Source organism: Luteimicrobium sp. NPDC057192, assembly GCF_042670205.1.
Classification (GTDB): domain Bacteria; phylum Actinomycetota; class Actinomycetes; order Actinomycetales; family Cellulomonadaceae; genus Luteimicrobium.
The window spans coordinates 23,468-41,070 of sequence record NZ_JBHUWD010000008.1 but is presented as its reverse complement, the minus strand read 5'-3'; the positions used below and the strand labels follow the sequence as shown (position 1 = coordinate 41,070).

The following is a 17,603-nucleotide window of genomic DNA, read 5'->3' as shown; positions in this document are numbered from 1 at the left end:
TCTCCTGTTCTCGGGCCACAGCCGTGTGGCTCTTTCGGGCGTCCTCCCGGGCAGCATCCACGTCGAGCTGCCGGTGCGTTGGTTCGGACGTCCGGACTTTTGTAACTGATCGAAGTTATCCCTGGCAAGACCCCTGGCGATCGTTACCGGACCGTGACCCACGCCTGCGAGCGGCGCGGGCCACGGTCCGCGAGGCCCTCAGCCGACGTCGACCCGCGTCGCGCGGAGCAGCACCGAGCGTTCGGGGAACAGCACCGGGAGGGCCGCGCCGACGCTCGTGAGGACCGCCCCCGGTACCACGACGCCCTCGCGCGCGCGCCCCGACCCGGCCTTGCCCCACCACGGCACGTCGATCCCCCAGCGGCTCGCGACGCCCTCGACCGGGGCGTCCGGCAGCAGCGCGCGGAGCCGGTAGGCGGCCGCCGGGTCGAGGCCCGGGAGCGGGACCGCGGGCATCGTCGCCTGCGTCGACGACGCCGTCGCGACCCACGCGAACACCGCGTCCGAGCCGTCCGGCGCGACGACCCCGTGGAGCGCGTACGCGGGATCCTCGAGGTCGGCGTGGACGACCGCGCCGGTGTGGAGCAGCGGCCGCAGCTCGCGATAGAGGGAGACCCAGCCCGCGAGCGCCTCGAGCTCGTCCTCGGAGGCAGCGGTGACGTCCCACTCGATCCCGAGGTGTCCGAACAGCGCGGTCGCCCCCCGGAACGACAGCGGCAGCGTCCGCTCGGTCGTGTGCGCCTCGGGCGCCCCGACGTGGGCGCCCATGAGCTCGTAGGGCACGAGCAGGTTGGTCCAGCCCTGGATCTGCTGCCGTTCGACGGCGTCGATGCAGTCCGAGACCCAGATCCGGTCGGCGCGGGCGAGGATCTCGAGGTCGACGCGGCCGCCGCCCGAGGAGCAGGACTCGATCTCGAGCCCGGGGTGGCGCCGGCGGAGCTCGTCGAGCAGCGCGTAGACGGCGACCGTCTGGTCGCGCACCCCCGGGACCCCCGTCAGGCCGTGGCCGGCCTCGACCAGGTCGCGGTTGTGGTCCCACTTGAGGTAGGCGATCGGGTAGCGGGTGAGCAGCGCGTCGAGACGCTCGAGGATCCACGCGGACGCCTCGGGGTTGCCGAGGTCGAGGACCTGCTGGTTGCGGGCGCGGCCGGGCAGCCGGGTGCCTGGGGCCATGATCCAGTCGGGGTGGGCGCGCGCGAGGTCGGAGTCCTCGTTGACCATCTCGGGCTCGACCCAGAGGCCGAACTCCATCCCGAGGCCGTGCACCACCTCGACGAGCGGGTCCAGCCCGTCCGGCCAGACCTCGTCGGAGACGAACCAGTCCCCGAGCGCCCGGCGGTCGTCGCGGCGCCCGCCGAACCAGCCGTCGTCGAGCACGAAGCGCTCGGCGCCGACGCGCGCCGCGGCCTGCGCGAGCGCCGTGAGGCGCCCGAGGTCGTGGTCGAAGTAGACCGCCTCCCACGTGTTGGCGACGACCTTGCGCGGGGTGCGCGGGTGGCTCGGGCGGGCGCGCACCATCGCGTGGAAGCGCGCGGAGACCGCGTCGAGCCCGACGCCGTACGCGCCGTAGACCCACGGGCCCCGATACTCCTCGTCCGCGCCGAGCACGACCTCGCCCGGCAGGAGCAGCTCGCCGCCCGCGACCAGCCCGACGCTGTGATAGTTCCGCTCCGCGAGCGTCACGTGGTTGCCCGACCAGGCCGTGTGGACGGCCCAGACCTCGCCCGACCGGTGGGCGAAGCCCGGCGTGCCCGCCGCGAGGACGAACGCCGCGTCGTAGCCGGTGCGCCCTCGCCGGCTCTCGCGCAGGTGCGTGCCGTGGGTGAACGCCGTGCGCTGGGGGCTGCGCTCGCGCAGGTGGTGGCCCGTGAAGTCGAGCAGCTCGGCCGCCCTGCCGGGCACCGCGTAGGCGACGAGGAGGCGTTCGAGGCCGTAGTCCGCGGCCGCGGCGTCACCCGGGGTGCTGCGCACGGTCGCGCGCTGGCGCACCACGCCCGACGCCGCCTGCTCGACCTCGAGGACCAGCGTCAGGCCCGCGTCGGAGTCCGCGGCCTCGACGACGACGCGGTGCACCCACCCGGCGGGGGCCTCCTCGAGCCGGACGTCGCCCACCTCGAACCGCGACGAGAAGGCCGCGCCGCGCCGGCTGCCCGCGAGCCCGGGTGTCCCGAGCCAGCCCGACGACTGCTCGGGCACGACGGACACGAGCATCTCGCCGTCGACGGGGTTCCCGATCGGCTGCAGGCGCGTCACCTCGGCGAGCGCGTCGAGCCCGGCCTCGTCGAGCGGGCCGAGGTCCGCGCCCCAGTGCGCCATGCGCGGGAGGCGAGTGCCGTCGTCGAGCGCGAGCACGAGCGAGACCCCGCCCGCGCGCAGGTGGACGGCGCGCTCGCCGCGGTACGCGTCCGCCGGCGCGAGTTCGGGGTCGGGCGCGCTGGTCGGCGTGTGCGTGCCACCGCCCGCGCGTACGGTCGTGCGTGGGGCGTTCTCCATCGAAACCTCCATGTCCCCGGCGGCAGCGGTGCCGCCGGTGTTGCTTTCTTCACCGATCTAAGTATCCTGCCATTGCCGCAGGTCCTGGCCGTTCCCCGACGGCCCGTTCCCGCGGCGACCCTTTTTGCGAAGCTCTCCGAGAAAGCCTTGGTCACCGATGATCGACACTCTCGCCCGCACCGACCTCTCCTCGTGGACCCTGCGCGCCACCGGTGGGCCGGTCCCCGACGCGCTCACCGCCCCGCTCCGCGACGGCGTCCCCGCGGTGGTCCCCGGGACCTCCCACACGATCCTGCTCGACGCAGGCCTGATCGAGGACCCCTACCTCGGCGCGGCGGAGGAACGGCTCGCCTGGATGCGTCACGTCGCGTGGCGCCTGAGCACCCCGCTCACCCTGGCACCCGCCGCCGACGACGAGCGCGTCGACCTGCTGTTCGAGGGCGTCGACACTGTCGCGGAGATCCGGCTGGGCGACACGGTCCTGGGGCGCACCGCGAACATGCACCGCAGCCACCGGTACGACGCGCGCGCGCTCGCCGACGGCACCGAGCGCGAGCTCGTCGTGGACCTGGCGTCGGCGCTCGAGGCCGGCGAGGCCGAGGCCGCCCGGGTGGGCGCGCGCCCGGCCGCGTACCCGCGCCCGATCAACATGGTCCGCAAGATGGCGTGCTCGTTCGGCTGGGACTGGGGGCCCGACCTCGAGACCGCGGGGCTCTGGAAGCCCGTGCGCGTCGAGCGCTGGCGCGCCGCCCGCCTCGCGCAGGTGCGCCCCGTCGTCACGCTGGGAGACGACCACAGCTGGGCGACCGTCGTCGTGCACGTCGACGTCGAGCGCTCGGGCCTCGGCGCCGACGACGACGCGCCCCTCGCCCTCGCGGCGACGCTCGCCGGCCCGTCGGGGACCGTCACGGCGACCGGGACGATCGCACCGCACGCCACGAGCGCGACCCTGACCCTCGAGGTCACGGACCCCGTCCTGTGGTGGCCCGTCGGGTACGGCGAGCCGACGCTGCACGACCTCGACGTGCGGCTCGCGGACGCCCACGACGGTGCGCTCGACGGCTGGGCGCACCGGGTCGGCCTGCGCTCCGTCGTCGTCGACCAGACGCCCGACGAGCACGGCACCCCGTTCACGTTCGTCGTCAACGGGCGGCCCGTGTTCGTCAAGGGGGCCAACTGGATCCCCGACGACCACCTGCTCACCCGGATCACGCGCGACCGGCTCGCACGCCGCGTCGACCAGGCGCTCGGCGCGAACCTCAACCTCCTGCGCGTGTGGGGCGGCGGGATCTACGAGACCGACGACTTCTACGACGTCTGCGACGAGCGCGGTGTCCTCGTCTGGCAGGACTTCCTCCTCGCGTGCGCCGCCTACCCCGAGGAGGAGCCGCACCGCTCCGAGCTCGAGGCCGAGGCCCGGGAGAACGTCGTCCGGCTCATGCCGCACCCCTCGCTCGTGCTGTGGAACGGCGGCAACGAGAACCTGTGGGGTTTCATGGACTGGGACTGGCAGGGCGAGCTCGACGGTGCCACCTGGGGCTACGGGTACTACGCCGAGCTGTTCCCCGCCGTCGTGCACGACCTCGACCCGTCCCGGCCCTACTCGGCCGGGAGCCCGTTCTCCCCCGGTGCCGCCCCCTGGGAGCGTCACCCGAACGACCCCGACCACGGCACGCACCACGAGTGGGAGGTGTGGAACCGGGTCGACTACACCGCGTACCGCGCCGACGTCCCGCGGTTCTGCTCCGAGTTCGGGTTCCAAGGGCCGCCCGCGTGGGCGACGCTGCAGCGCGCGGTGCGGCCCGCCGACGGCGTCTGGCGCCAGGACGACCCCGTCTGGCTGCTGCACCAGAAGGCCGACCACGGCAACGACAAGCTCTCTAGCGGCATGGCGCCGCACCTCGGGGTCCCCGCCGACTTCGACACCTGGGCCTGGGCCGCCCAGCTCAACCAGGCGCGCGCCGTCCAGTACGCGGTCGACCACTACCGCTCGTGGTGGCCGCGCACGGCCGGGGCGATCGTCTGGCAGCTCAACGACTGCTGGCCCGTCACGTCCTGGGCGGCCGTCGACGGCGACGAGCGGCTCAAGCCGCTCTGGTACGCCCTGCGGCACGCGTTCGCGGACCGGGTGGTGTCCGTGCACGAGCGCGACGGCCGCCTCGTCGCCGCGCTCGTCAACGACACCGACGACGCCTGGTCGGGGACGCTCGCGGCCTCGCGGACCATGCTCGCCGGGACCGCGCTCGCCTCCGCGGCCGTCCCCGTCGAGGTCGCCCCACGGTCCGTCGCGCTCGTCCCGCTCGGCGCCGACCTCGCGTCCCCCGGCGACGCCGCGCGCGAGGTGCTCGTGCTGGCGTGCGGCGACCAGCGTGTCGTGCACCCGTTCGTCGAGGACGTCGAGCTCGACCTCGACCCGTCCCCGCTCGTCGCGTCCGTCCGCGCCGTGGGGGACGTCCTCGAGGTCCCCGTCGCCGCGACGAGCCTCGCGCGCGGCGTGAGCGTGCTCGCCGACCGGGTGTTCCCCGACGCGGTGGTCGACGACGGCGTCGTCGACCTGCCGGCCGGCGCCCGCCACACGTTCCGGGTCCGGGGCGGGGACCCCGCCCGCGCCGCGGAGCTGCTGGCACCGACGGTCCTGCGGACGGCGAACGAGGTGGTCGCCGCCGACCGGAGCGTCGCACCGGTGCGATGACCGCCTCCTATCCTGGGGCCATGGACACCCGCCCGGCCGGCCTCGTGCTGGCGAGGACGCCGCGCCTCTTCGGCATCGAGCCCTTCTACATGGAGCTGCTGGGCGGCATCGAAGGCGCGCTCGCCGAGGTGGACCGCGCCGTCATGCTCCAGGTCGTGCCGGACTCCGCAGCCGAGCTGGCCACGTACCGGCGGTGGGCGGCCGACCAGGCGGTCGCGGCCGTCGTCGTCGTCAACCTCGTGCAGGACGACGCGCGCATCGACCTCCTCGCGTCCCTGGGCCTGCCCGCCGCGGCCCTCGCCCCGGCCTCGGTGCCGCTGTCGGTCGCGCGCGTGACCGTGGACGGCGCGTCGGCGATGCGCGAGGCCGTCCGCGAGCTCGTCGCGCTGGGGCACCGGCGGATCGCGCGCGTCAGCGGTCCCTCGGCGCTCGTGCACACGCTCGAGCGGGACGAGGCGTTCGCGCGGGCCTGTGCCGAGGCGGGCGTCGAGCCCGTGGTCGCGGTCGCCGACTACACCGAGGAGACCGGTGCCCAGGCCGCCGCGGAGCTCCTCGCGCGCGAGCCGCGGCCGACCGCCCTCGTCTTCGACAACGACGTGATGGCCGTCGCCGGCGCGCAGGTCGCCAAGGAGCGGGGCCTCGACGTGCCCGGCGACGTGTCCGTCCTCGCGTGGGACGACTCGGCCCTGTGCCGGCTCGCGTCCCCGCCCTTGTCGGCCATGAGCTTCGACGTCGACGCGCTGGGCCGCCAGGTCGGCGCCGTCGTGCTCGAGCTCCTCGAGCACGGCCACGCCGCCGACCGTGCTGCCGTCGAGCACCGGTTCCTCGCGCGCGGCTCCACGGGACCCGCGCCCGCGTGACGGGACGCGGTCCGGTTGGCCCGGCCCGCCCGCTTTCGAGAGCCGGGGAGGCGTGGGAAGGTGTGGGCATGTCCGGCGCCGCACCGCAAGGTTCCCCCGAGGTCCCCGAGTCCGTCCCGCTCCCCGCGGACGACGGCGCCCTCGACGCCCTCGCCGAGGGGCGCCACCACGACCCGCACGCCGTGCTCGGGCCGCACCCGCACGGCTCCGGGGACCGGGCGACGGTCCGCGTGCTGCGTCCGCTCGCCGACGACGTGACCGTCCTGGTCACGGGCCCCGACGCGCAGACCACCGAGCACCCAGCCCGGCACGAGCGCGCGGGCGTGTGGGTCGCCGTCGTGCCGACGGTCGAGGGGCACGCCCCCGACTACCGCGTCCGGGCCCGCTACGGAGACGTCGAGACCACCGAGGACGACCCGTACCGCTTCCTCCCCACGCTCGGCGAGGTCGACCTCCACCTCGTCGGAGAGGGGCGGCACGAGGAGCTCTGGCGCGTGCTGGGAGCGAACCCGCACCGCTACCCGTCCGTGCACGGCGACATCCACGGGACGGCGTTCGCCGTCTGGGCGCCGAACGCGCAGGCCGTGCGCGTCGTCGGCGACTTCAACGCGTGGGACGGCCGGCGCCACGCGATGCGCGCCCTCGGCTCGTCGGGCGTGTGGGAGCTGTTCGTCCCCGGCCTCTCCGCCGGCGCGCTCTACAAGTTCGAGCTGCTCACCGCGGACGGCTCGTGGCGGCAGAAGGCCGACCCGCTCGCCAAGGGCGCCCAGGTGCCGCCCGCCACGGCGAGCGTCGTCGTCGAGTCGGCGTACGAGTGGGGCGACGCCGCGTGGCTCGAGGCCCGCGCCGGACGCGACCCCCACAATGGCCCCATGAGCGTCTACGAGGTCCACCTCGGCTCGTGGCGCCAGGGCCTCACGTACCGGCAGCTCGCCGACGAGCTCACCGCCTACGTCACCGACACGGGCTTCACGCACGTCGAGCTCATGCCCGTCGCCGAGCACCCGTTCGGCGGGTCCTGGGGCTACCAGGTCACGGGCTACTACGCGCCGACCTCGCGATTCGGCCACCCGGACGACTTCCGGTATCTCGTGGACCGGCTCCACCAGGCCGGGGTCGGCGTCATCCTCGACTGGGTGCCCGCGCACTTCCCGCGCGACGAGTGGGCCCTCGCCCGGTTCGACGGCACTCCCCTGTACGAGGACCCCGACCCGCTGCGCGGCGAGCAGCCCGACTGGGGCACCTACGTCTTCAACTTCGGCCGCAACGAGGTCCGCAACTTCCTCGTCGCGAACGCCACCTACTGGCTCGAGGAGTTCCACGTCGACGGCCTGCGTGTCGACGCCGTCGCCTCGATGCTCTACCTCGACTACTCGCGTCAGCCCGGCCAGTGGCGGCCCAACGTCCACGGCGGGCGCGAGAACCTCGAGGCCATCGCATTCCTCCAGGAGGCCAACGCGACCGCGTACCGGCGGACCCCCGGCGTCGTCATGATCGCCGAGGAGTCCACCGCCTGGCCGGGCGTCACCAAGCCCACGGACGCGGGCGGCGTCGGGTTCGGGCTCAAGTGGAACATGGGCTGGATGAACGACACCCTCCGCTACGTGGAGGAGGAGCCGATCAACCGGCGGTACCACCACAACCTCCTGACGTTCTCGCTCGTGTACGCCTACTCCGAGCAGTTCGTCCTGCCGATCAGCCACGACGAGGTCGTCCACGGCAAGGGCTCGCTCGTCCGCAAGATGCCCGGCGACCTGTGGCAGAAGCTCGCGAACGTCCGTGCCTACCTGGCCTACCAGTGGTCCCACCCCGGCAAGCAGCTCCTCTTCATGGGGTGCGAGATCGCCCAGTGGGACGAGTGGTCCGAGGCCCGCAGCCTCGACTGGGCGACCCTCGGGGACGCCGGGCACGCCGGCGTCCTGCAGACCGTCCGCGACCTCAACGCGTTCTACCGCGCGACCCCTGCGCTGTGGGAGCTCGACCACGACCCCGCCGGGTTCCAGTGGCTCGTCGCCGACGACGCCGGGCACGACGTCGTGGCGTACGTGCGCCGCGACCGTCGCGGCGGCGAGGTCGTGGTCGCGGTCAACTTCGCGGGCGTCCCGCAGGAGGGCTACCGGCTCCCGCTCCCCCGGCCGGGCGTCTGGCGCGAGGCGCTCAACACCGACGCCCAGACCTACGGCGGCTCCGGCGTGGGGAACCTGGGGTCCGTGACCGCCGAGGAGGTCGACGCGAGCGGGTTCACGCACTCCGCGTCGGTCCGCCTGCCTCCGCTGGGCGCGCTGTTCCTCGTCCCGGAGGAGTGACGGCTGCCCCGCCGGCGCCGCCCGAGCGGTAGGGTGTCGCCGCGCCGACCTCGGCGCGCACCCGCCCACGTCGGAGCCGTCGATGTCTCAGCAGTCCGCGCTTCCCCCCTCGTCCGCGCCGACGCCCTCGCCGACCGCGGCTCCCGGCCCCCTCGCGCTGACCTATCGGTTCGTCGCCGACGCGGGGACGCCTGCGCGCGTGGCCCGGGCACTCGCGCGAGGAACCATGCGGTCGCGTCGGATGCTCGTCTTCTGGGCCGTGCTGCTCGTCGTCGCGATCGGCCTGTGCGCGGTCGACGTCGGCCTGGGCATCGCCCTGATCGCCTACATGGCCGTGGTGATCCTCGGGCTGCCGTTGCTGCTGAGGATTCGGCTCACCAGGCTCCTCCGGCGCACCCTCACGCCGGGCACGGAACTGTGGTCGGGTTTCGGCGCTGACGCGTTCGCGACGCGGGGTCCCCTCGGGGCGAACGAGTACTCCTATGCCTCGCTCCGGTCGATACGCAGGGCCGACGGGGCCGTCCTGGTGCGCCCGCGCCACGGCACGATGCTGTACGGATTCCCGACGGAGCTCTTTCCCGAGCACGAGCTGGCTCGCGTGCAGGCTGCCGTCGCGCGCGGGCCGCGCTGACACCACGTCCACGGGGCCGTGTCGCGGCTCCGGTCCGCACCCGGCAGGCGCACACCATGCGGTCATCCACGCCGCCGTGTGCCGAACATGGGGTCATCCACCCCGCGGTGTGCCGAACATGCGGATATGCACCGTCTCCGGGATTAAAATGTGGATATCCGCATGGTCGAGGAGCCGACGGCGTCCGTCACCGCATGGCCGAGCCCGCCCGCGGCCTCGCGTTCAGTACAGCGCGTTCGCCAGCGCCCGGCGGGCGGTCGCGACCCGCGGGTCCTGCGTCCCCACGATCTCGAAGTAGTCGACGAGGCGCTTGCGCAGGCGCTCACGGTCGTCGCCGGACGTCGTGCGGACCAGGTCGATGAGGCGCCCGAACGCGTCGTCGACCTTGCCGCCGGAGAGGTCGAGGTCGGCGACGTCGAGGGCGGCGTCGATGTCCGCCGGGTCGGCCGCGGCCGCGTCGCGGGCGGCCTGGAGCTGGAGGTCCCGGGTGCGCTGCAGCAGCTCGACCTGCGCGAGGCCAGCCTTCGCGAGGGCGTCCGACGGGTCCTGCTTCATCGCCTTGGTGTAGGCGGCGACGGCGGCGTCGAGGTCGTCGCGCTCGATCGCGTCGTAGGCCTCCTGGTGCAGCGGGGGCAGCGGCTCCTCGACGGGCTCCGGCTCGCGGTCGGGCTGCGCGTCGTCGCCCGCGGGCACCGTGCCGGTGACGCCGTTCTGCTCGGCGGCGGCGAGGACCTGGTCGAGGACGCCCTGGATCTGCTCGACGGACGCGTTGCCCTGGAACAGCGGGAGCGGCTGCCCCTGCAGCACCGCGACCACGGTCGGCACGCCCTGCACCTGGAACGCCTGGGCGACCGCCGGGTAGGCCTGCACGTCGACGCGGGCGAGGAGGAACCGGCCCCGGTACTGCGCCGCCAGGGTGCCGAGCGTCTGGGCGAGCGTCGCGTTCGCCTCGTCGGTCGGCAGCCACAGGAGGACCACGACCGGGTAGCGGGTCGAGTCCTCGACGACGCTCTGGAACGTCTCGTCGGTGATGTCGACGACGTAGCCGTCGGCCACCGGAGCGCCACCGGGCTCACCGGGAGGCGGGACGGTGGGCCGCTGGAGCGCGGACAGGTCCACTGCTCCGCGCACGTCGAACGAAGGTCCGGTCGGCTGGCTCATGACGACCATCTTAGAGACCGCGCCGGCCTGTGCTGCCCGCGCTCAGGAGTGCGTCTGGACCTTCACCGGGACGTGCTCGACGCCCAGGACCTTGACCTTCGCGTCCGACGCGCCCGACGGCGGGACGTACAGCGCGAGGACGTCGCGGTACTTGACGACGAGGGTGTTCGTGGGCTTCGTGTCCCCGAACAGTGCCTTGGTCGCTGCGGTCGACGGCGCGATCTTCGCCTTCGACTCGGCGGACGTCTTCTCGACCGCCGACGCGTCCGCCATCACGAGCGCGCCGCCGTCAGCGGTGCGGATCGCGACCGGTTCGCCCTTGGCCGCCGTGAACGTCTCGCTGTACTTGCCCTTGGCGGACTTGAAGTCCTTGTTCTTGTCGAGGGCTGCAGCCTTCGACGCGAGGCCCGTCCGGAAGGCGTCCTTCGCGAAGCTCTTCGCGTGCTTGGACTTGCTGCCCTTGTTGAGGACGTCGACGTAGCTCGCGACCGCCGTCTTCGGGGTGACGACGAGAGTCGTGTCGTCCGACGTCACCGCGGCGCTCCCCGTGCCGGGCGCGGCGAACGTCGGCATCGTGATCCCGGGGAACAGGCGTGCCCAGCCCCACAGCGCGTAGTCGTCGCGGGCCGAGCTCTGCTTGAGCGCCATCAGACGCGGCGGCTCGGTGCCCGACGGCTGCGCCGAGACCGCGAACGCGGCGCGCGGCCACGTCGTGGACGTCGGCACGACGACCGTCTGCACCTTGGTGGGCAGGGCGGTCACGTCGTCGTCGGACTTGACCTTCTTGGCGACCGTGAGCTCCGCGGTCCGCATCGCGAGCGCGGGCCCCGAGAGGCGCTGCGAGAGCGCCTTCGCGTCGCGCTTCTTGTCGGCGACGGCGAGCACGTCGCCGACCTTGCCGAGGATCGCGGTGTCCTGGTCGAGGCTCAGCGCCGGCTGCGTGACGGTGGCCTCGGGCGTGGGCTGCGGGACCGGCGTCGAGCACGCGGTCGTGACGAGACCGACCGCGACGGCGACGGACGTCGGGAGAGCGAGGCGGCCGAGGCGGCGTGCGCGGTGGGCGGGGGCAGGGTGACGGTTCGCTGCGTCAGGGTGCATCGAGTTCACGGGCTCCTGGGTCGGTGCGGGGGTCAGGTCGGCGGTCACTTGCGCGCCCTCCGTCCCTGGCCAGCTCCGAAGATGTCGTCCCAGCCGGGTGCCGCCGGGGTGCCGCCCTGCTCGGGCGCGGGTGCTGCGGCGGGCGCGGTGGCGCTGGGCGCAGCAGGGGGCGCGGCGGCGCCGGGCGCGCCGGCGGACGGGGCCGGGGGCGCCGCGGGCTGCTGCTCGATCGGGGGGATCCGGGCGGGCACGTTCCACCGGCGGCGCCAGGCGTCGGCAGCGCCCTTCGCGGTCTCGTCGACCGGGATGGCGACGGTGGACGTCTCCGGTTCGTCGGACGGCGCGGCGGGGCCGGCCCAGGCCTCGGCGTCCTCGGTCTCCTTCGCGCCGCGCTGACGGCTGCGACGGCGCGGGGCGTTCTGGGCCTCGCGGAGCGCCTGCTCGCGCAGCTCGCGACGGGTGAGCGTCGTCGTCGTGCTGACCGCGGGCTCGTCGCCCACGGCGCGGGCGGCGGGCGGTGCGGGGACCGACGTCCGGGCCACGGCGAGCACGGCCTCCTGTCGACGGTTGCGGGTGCTGCGGCGCCCGACCGACACGAGGACGAGCCCCACGACGACGAGGACGACGCCGATGCCGACGAGCGGCCAGAGCCACGGGGTCGTGACCTCGCGGTCCCACGTGAGCGAGAGCGCGGGCGCCTGGGCGTCGTCACCGGTCGCCGCGACGAGCACGGACCACTGGCCCGGGCGTGCGGCCCACGGGAGCGTGACCTTGCCGGTGCCGGACGTCGACGAGACCCACATGTCGGACGTCGACGGGTCGGGCGCGGTCTTCGGGGTGTCTCCGGTGGTGGTCCGGGTGGCGAGGGTCGACCAGTCGCTCATCCCGGTCACCCGGGCGGCGGGGTCGTCGCCGACCCAGCCGGTCACGTCGTCGGCGCGGCCGACCGCGATGACGACGTCGCCGCCGTCGGGCGCGCTGGCCGTGATGTTCACGCGGTCGTCGACGAGGCCGAGCACGCCGGGCCCGGTCGTGACGAGGGTGGGGCCGTCGGACGGGAGCTGGGTGGTGGCGGTGACGGTCGAGTCGGCGCGCCACACGGTCGCGGAGGCGACGCCGAGCGCCGCGGACACCACGCCGAGGACGGCGAGGACGAGTCCGATGATGCGGTACGGCACTCGATTCCTTCCGGTCGAGGGGTCTCGAGAAGCTCGAGGATCAGGGCGGGACACCTCAGGATAGGGGCGGCCCCTGGAGATTCGTCCCGCATGCCCGATACCCGGAAACGCGCGCACACCCTTCGGCGCGCACGTTCACGCCCCCTCCACAGGCGCAGGCTCGCCATGTATCCTTCCGATTCGGGCCACACGATCAAGACCGCGCCGGCAGACGGCGACCATCGCCGCGCGTTCGCGCAGGCGGGCGCACCACGTCGCACGCGGTCACCGGGGGGACGTTCCCCGTGCGGCCGAACACATCCGTGGAGGTCTTCGTGTCCGACGAGCAGTCCCTGTTCCCGATCGTCATGCGCGGCTACGACCGCGGCCTGGTCGACAACCGCATCGCCAACCTCGAGAAGTCGCTCGACGAGGCCCACGGGCAGGTCGAGTCCCTCGACGTCCGGGTGCAGCAGCTCAGCGCAGAGGTCGCCGACGCGCAGCGCCAGGCCCGCGAGGTCGAGCGGCCGTCGTACTCGGGCCTGGGCTCGCGGATCGAGCAGCTCCTGCGCACCGCGGAGGAGCAGTCCTCGGACATCCTCGCGCAGGCGAACCAGCAGGCGTCCGACATCATGGCCCGCGCGAACCTCGCGGCCGGCCAGATCCGCAACCGCGCCGAGACCGAGGTCGCGGAGCTCGTGGCGGACGCGCGACGCGAGTCCGACGAGATCCGCTCGGCCGCCGGCAGCGAGGCCGAGACGACGCTCGTGAACGCGCAGCGGCGCGCGGAGGAGCTCGTCGGTTCGGCGGAGCGCGAGGCGTCGCGCATCCAGAGCGCTCTCGCCACGGAGGAGCACGAGCGCCGGACCACCCTCGAGCGCGAGCTCGCCCAGGCCAAGGCCGTGACGGAGCGCGAGACGACCGAGCTGCGCGTCAAGACGGAGAACGAGGCCGCAGCCCTGCGCGCCGAGGTCGCCGCGGAGACGACGGCGCTGCGCGAGGCCGCCGAGCGCGAGACCAGCGAGCTGCGCGAGCGCACGCGCGTCGAGGTCGAGCGTCAGCTCGCCGACGCGAAGCGCGCCGGTCAGGAGGCCGCCGCTGCGGTCACGGCCGAGATGGAGGAGCTCCGCGAGAAGGCGCGCGTCTCCCTCGCCGAGGCGGAGATGGACATCGCGGCCCGCCGCGAGGACGTCGAGCGCGAGGCCGCCGAGCGCCACGCGAGCGCACAGAAGGAGACGGCGGCGCTCGTCGCGGCCGCCGAGTCGCAGGCCGCCGAGGCCGAGGAGCGCGTCGCCGCGGCCCTCGAGCACGCCGAGAAGGTCCGCCAGGAGTCCGACGAGTACGCCAAGGACCTCCTGGCCACGGCCCGCGGCAACGCGGACCGCATCCTCGCCGACGCCCGCGCGTTCGCCGACCAGACCGTCGCGGACGCGACGCTCGAGGCGGAGCAGCACCGGCTCGCGGCCACGCGCCAGCTCCAGGACCTGAGCCGTCAGCACGAGTCGATCACCACGTACCTCGACGAGCTGCGGGCCCTGCTCGCCGAGCGTGTCGAGACTCCCGAGCTCTCCATGCTCAACCCGCCGCTGCCCCCCAAGCCCCCGGCGTCGTCCGGCACCCGCGCTCAGCGCGCCCGCGCCGCGGCGACCGTTGTGACGGACGAGCCGGAGGCCGCGGCCGAGGTGGCCGACGAGGCCGAGGAGCAGGCCCACGCCTGACGCCGACGGCGCCGAGGACGAGCGCGCCCGTCGCGCGCGCACGGCGCACGAGCTCGCGGCGCGTCTCGACGCACGCCGGGACGCGGAGTCGGCCCGGGCGCGGCGGATGCTGGCGGAGTTCGTCGAGCGCGCGCTTGCGCACGGGCCCGCTCCCGTCCCGCTGCGCGTACGCGCGTACGGCGGTGGGAGCTCGTACCGGACCCCGCTGCGCGGCTGGTACCTGCGCACCGACCGGACGGCCGCCGTCGGCGAGGACGGCAGCTTCTACGTGCTGACCGCACCCCGGAGCCTCCGGGCCCGCCTCACGGGCACCACCCCGACGCCGAGCGACCCTCCGCTCGTCCTGGGCGCGGGCGGTCGGGACGGCGAGTCGGTCGACCTCGACGTCGCGCTCGAGCGTGCGCTCCGTGCCGCCCCGGACGGCGGTACCCGCGACGCGTGACGGCGGGTACCGTCACGCGTCGGGCGCCTCAGCCCTCGAGCGCCCGGGCCCGCAGCCGGTCGAGGGCGCCCGCGACGTGCTCCGGCGCCTCCAGCGTGGCGAGGTGCCCCGCGTCGGGCGCGAGGACGAGCGCCCCGTCGCTCGCGGCGCTCGTGTGCGCGAGGGTGTGCTCGGAGTCCTCGACGGGCGTGAGCTCGTCCTCCGTCCCGACGACGACCGTCACCGGCCCCTCGTACGCCTCGAGGATGGCGGTCCGGTCCGGGCGACCGGCCATCGCCCGCTGCGCCCAGGCGATCGACGCCGGACGCTGCTCACCGATCCAGCCGCCCACGGTCCGGACGAGGTCCGGCCGGGTGCGCCTCGACGTCTCCCCGAGCATCGTCTCGCTCATGCCGCGCACCGCGTCGACGGTGCCGCTCGCCTCGGCCTCGGCGGCGATCCGTAGCCGGTTGTCCCTCGCGGCCGGAGCGTCGGCGACCGTCTTGGTGTCGACGAGCGCGAGACCCGCGACGAGCGCCGGGTGCCGCTCGGCGAGCGCGAGTGCGACGTACCCACCCATCGACATCCCCGCCACGACCGCACGGCGCACGCCCCGCGCGTCGAGGGCCGCGGCGACGGCGTCGGCGAACGCGTCGACGGACGGCTCGCCCGCCGCGTCGGGGGCCTCGCCGAACCCGGGCAGGTCGACGGCGAGCGCCGGGCCGGCGAGGTGGCCGGCGGTCTCGTCCCACATCCGGTGGTCCACGGGGAACCCGTGGAGCAGGACGATCGGCAACGGGGCGGCCTCGTCGCCGCTCGCGTGGAGCACCGCCGTGAGCGGGCCGTGGTCGGGGTGCTGGTCGGTCATCGGTCTCCTCCGTCCGGGTCGTACTCGGTGGGCAGCGGCACGGGGCACGCCGGGTTCACGTGCCGGACGATCTCGTCCAGGACGCGTCGCACCTGGCCCTCCCCCACCCACAGGTGCTTGCCGCCGTCGACGGGGATCACCTCCGCCTGCGGGACGCGCGCGAACCGGCGGCGGGCCTCGTCCGGGCGCAGGTAGTCGTCGTGCTCCGGCACGAGCACCACGAGAGGCCGCCCGAACGCCGCCCAGGCGTCGAGGTCGGCGTCGGTCGCGCGGTGGAGCGGCGGCGAGAGCAGGACCGCTCCCTCGACCGCCGGGTCCGCACCGTGCTTGAGCGCGAGCTCCGTGCCGAACGACCAGCCGACGAGCCACGGGTGCGGCAGGTCGTTGAACTCGACGTAGTCGACGGCCGCGCCCACGTCGAACCGCTCGGCGTCGCCGCCGTCGAACGCCCCCTCGCTCGTGCCTCGCGGCGAGGACGTGCCGCGCGTGTTGAAGCGCAGGACGGCGAGGTCGGCGAGCGCGGGCAGGCGCCACGCGGCCTTCCGGAAGACGTGGGAGTCCATGAAGCCCCCGTGCGTCGGCAGGGGGTGCAGCGTCACGAGGGTCGCCGCCGGCTCACGGGTCGCCGGGAGGGCGAGCTCGCCGACCAGCGTCAGGCCGTCGGCGGTGTGCAGCTCGACGTCCTCGCGCCGCGCGGGCAGGACCGTCATGGAGCGGATCGGTTCGGTGGTCATCGCCCCCGAGCCTACCGACGGGCGCACGCTCAACGTCGGCGCAGCCGCGCCTCCCAGCAGGACGCGTGCCAGTGCCGTCGCGCGTCGAGCGCGGCGTCGGCGCCGAACATCCCGTCGTTCGCCCACGCGACGACGTGCTCGACGCCCGGCGGGATCGTCTGGCGACAGCCCGGGCACGTGTAGCTCTTGTCAGCGGACCGGACGGTCCGTACCGTCCACTCGCCGTCGGCGCCGTGCTCGACGCGCGCACCCCCGCGCGCCCGCTCGAGGTCGAGGGGGCGGTGCTCGGTCTGGTGGCGGCGGGAGCGGCGGGACGTGGGCACCTCTCGATTCTGGCAGACGGGGCGACGCCCGGTTCGGAGCCAGGAGCCTCACAGAAAGGTCCACTAGGGTGGCCCGAGCCTCGCAGCCTCAACGGCCGCGTCCACGACCCGAAGGATCATCCCTCGTGAAGAACCGCACCGTGCTCCGCGCCCGGACCGCGACCGGACTCGTCGCCGTCGCGCTCACCGGGGCGCTCGCCCTCGCCGGCTGCTCGAGCGACGACAAGGACTCGCCCAAGGCGTCGGACACCTCCACCGCCGCGTCGACGTCCGCCGCCACCTCGAGCGCCGCCGACGTCGCCGCCCTCGCGAAGGTGACCGTCAAGGGCGACGTCGGCAAGAAGCCGACGCTCACCGTCCCCAAGAACTTCACTGTCACGGGCGCCGTCGCCCGCGTCGAGAAGGCCGGGACCGGGACGGAGATCAAGGAGGGCGAGATGCTCTCGATCGACAGCGTCGCCGTCCAGGGCTCCGACGGCACCGCGCTGGGCGACACCTACTCGAGCAGCCCGCAGTCGATGTACTTCAGCGAGTCGAGCATCGTCCCGCAGCTCGCCGCGGCCCTCAAGGGCCAGAAGGTCGGCACCCGCATCGTCTACGCGGCCCCGTCGCAGGACTCCGAGGGCAAGGCCGTCACCTACGTCTACAGCCTCGACGTCGAGTCGGCGAAGTCGATCCCGCTCCGCGCCGAGGGCACGGCCGTGACCCCGAAGTCGGGCCTCCCGGCCGTGAAGCTCAACGGCACCACCGGCGAGCCCAGCATCACGATCCCCAAGGGCTACAAGGCCTCCAAGAGCCTCGTCGTACAGCCGCTCATCAAGGGCAAGGGCGCCAAGGTCAAGTCGACCGACAGCGTGACCGTCCAGTACTCCGGCTGGCTGACCAACGGCACCGCGTTCGACTCGAGCTGGAAGCGGGGCGCCCCCGCGACGTTCAGCCTGAGCCAGGTCGTCCAGGGCTGGGGCAAGGGCCTCGCCGGCCAGACCGTCGGCTCCCAGGTGCTCCTGGTGATCCCGCCGTCGCTGGGCTACGGCGACCAGGCCTCCGGCTCGATCCCGGCGAACTCGACGCTGATCTTCGTCGTCGACATCCTCGACGCCCAGTCGGCCTCCTGATCCCAGGCCCACGCCTGACGGCGCCG

General features: G+C 74.3%; 14 protein-coding genes. 7 read left to right on the top strand and 7 right to left on the bottom strand.

Translation table 11 applies throughout. The annotated features are described in order from the left end of the window. Positions 1–198 precede the first annotated feature (198 nt). The gene (locus tag ACFT5B_RS06015) at positions 199–2,493 is read right to left on the bottom strand and encodes an alpha-galactosidase (RefSeq protein WP_386797074.1); all 2,295 of its coding nucleotides are present in this window, start codon (positions 2,491–2,493) and stop codon (positions 199–201) included. Positions 2,494–2,650: 157 nt separating this feature from the next. Between ACFT5B_RS06015 and ACFT5B_RS06010 the strand changes: the two genes are divergently transcribed. From ACFT5B_RS06010 to ACFT5B_RS05995, 4 genes are all read left to right on the top strand, one after another. Further along, positions 2,651–5,185 (top strand): glycoside hydrolase family 2 protein, encoded by a 2,535-nt coding sequence (locus tag ACFT5B_RS06010; RefSeq protein WP_386797073.1) that lies wholly within the window; start codon positions 2,651–2,653, stop codon positions 5,183–5,185. A gap of 20 nt (positions 5,186–5,205) precedes the next feature. Further along, positions 5,206–6,045 carry a LacI family DNA-binding transcriptional regulator gene (locus tag ACFT5B_RS06005; RefSeq protein WP_386797072.1) on the top strand — a complete coding sequence of 280 codons (840 nt, stop codon included), beginning with the start codon at positions 5,206–5,208 and terminating at the stop codon, positions 6,043–6,045. Between the two features lie 68 nt (positions 6,046–6,113). Then, a complete protein-coding gene (gene glgB / locus ACFT5B_RS06000; RefSeq protein WP_386797071.1) occupies positions 6,114–8,351 on the top strand; it encodes a 1,4-alpha-glucan branching protein GlgB in 2,238 nt (745 codons plus the stop codon). A 226-nt stretch (positions 8,352–8,577) separates the two neighbouring features. Beyond that, positions 8,578–8,982, top strand: coding sequence for a hypothetical protein (locus tag ACFT5B_RS05995; RefSeq protein ID WP_386797070.1), 405 nt, complete (start codon positions 8,578–8,580; stop codon positions 8,980–8,982). A 222-nt stretch (positions 8,983–9,204) separates the two neighbouring features. Here the strand turns inward: ACFT5B_RS05995 and ACFT5B_RS05990 are convergent, their stop codons facing one another. The 3 genes from ACFT5B_RS05990 to ACFT5B_RS05980 are packed head-to-tail and all read right to left on the bottom strand — an operon-like array spanning position 9,205 to position 12,419. Further along, a complete protein-coding gene (locus tag ACFT5B_RS05990; protein ID WP_386797069.1) occupies positions 9,205–10,143 on the bottom strand; it encodes a co-chaperone YbbN in 939 nt (312 codons plus the stop codon). Between the two features lie 42 nt (positions 10,144–10,185). Then, positions 10,186–11,289, bottom strand: coding sequence for a hypothetical protein (locus ACFT5B_RS05985; RefSeq protein ID WP_386797068.1), 1,104 nt, complete (start codon positions 11,287–11,289; stop codon positions 10,186–10,188). Continuing rightward, positions 11,286–12,419, bottom strand: coding sequence for a hypothetical protein (locus tag ACFT5B_RS05980; RefSeq protein ID WP_386797067.1), 1,134 nt, complete (start codon positions 12,417–12,419; stop codon positions 11,286–11,288). The genes ACFT5B_RS05985 and ACFT5B_RS05980 overlap by 4 nt, the downstream gene beginning before the upstream one ends. Positions 12,420–12,733: 314 nt before the next feature. Here ACFT5B_RS05980 and ACFT5B_RS05975 point away from each other — a divergent pair, with 314 nt between their 5' ends. Together ACFT5B_RS05975 and ACFT5B_RS05970 are read left to right on the top strand one after the other, a co-directional pair. After that, complete coding sequence (locus ACFT5B_RS05975; RefSeq protein ID WP_386797066.1) at positions 12,734–14,116, top strand: hypothetical protein; 1,383 nt, start codon at positions 12,734–12,736, stop codon at positions 14,114–14,116. A gap of 106 nt (positions 14,117–14,222) precedes the next feature. Then, positions 14,223–14,558: a hypothetical protein gene (locus ACFT5B_RS05970; RefSeq protein ID WP_386797065.1), complete on the top strand. Its 336-nt coding sequence runs from the start codon at positions 14,223–14,225 to the stop codon at positions 14,556–14,558. A 28-nt stretch (positions 14,559–14,586) separates the two neighbouring features. Here the strand turns inward: ACFT5B_RS05970 and ACFT5B_RS05965 are convergent, their stop codons facing one another. From ACFT5B_RS05965 to ACFT5B_RS05955, 3 genes are read right to left on the bottom strand one after another with little or no spacing between them, the layout of a single operon-like run. Further along, positions 14,587–15,405 (bottom strand): alpha/beta fold hydrolase, encoded by an 819-nt coding sequence (locus ACFT5B_RS05965; RefSeq protein WP_386797064.1) that lies wholly within the window; start codon positions 15,403–15,405, stop codon positions 14,587–14,589. Next, positions 15,402–16,139, bottom strand: a complete 738-nt coding sequence (locus tag ACFT5B_RS05960; RefSeq protein WP_386797063.1) for an alpha/beta hydrolase — start codon at positions 16,137–16,139, stop codon at positions 15,402–15,404. The genes ACFT5B_RS05965 and ACFT5B_RS05960 overlap by 4 nt, the downstream gene beginning before the upstream one ends. Before the next feature lie 29 nt (positions 16,140–16,168). Beyond that, a complete protein-coding gene (locus ACFT5B_RS05955; RefSeq protein WP_386797062.1) occupies positions 16,169–16,462 on the bottom strand; it encodes a hypothetical protein in 294 nt (97 codons plus the stop codon). 125 nt (positions 16,463–16,587) lie between these two features. On the opposite strand from ACFT5B_RS05955, the gene ACFT5B_RS05950 reads away from it, so the two are divergent. Continuing rightward, positions 16,588–17,577 carry an FKBP-type peptidyl-prolyl cis-trans isomerase gene (locus tag ACFT5B_RS05950; RefSeq protein WP_386797061.1) on the top strand — a complete coding sequence of 330 codons (990 nt, stop codon included), beginning with the start codon at positions 16,588–16,590 and terminating at the stop codon, positions 17,575–17,577. Positions 17,578–17,603 lie beyond the last annotated feature (26 nt).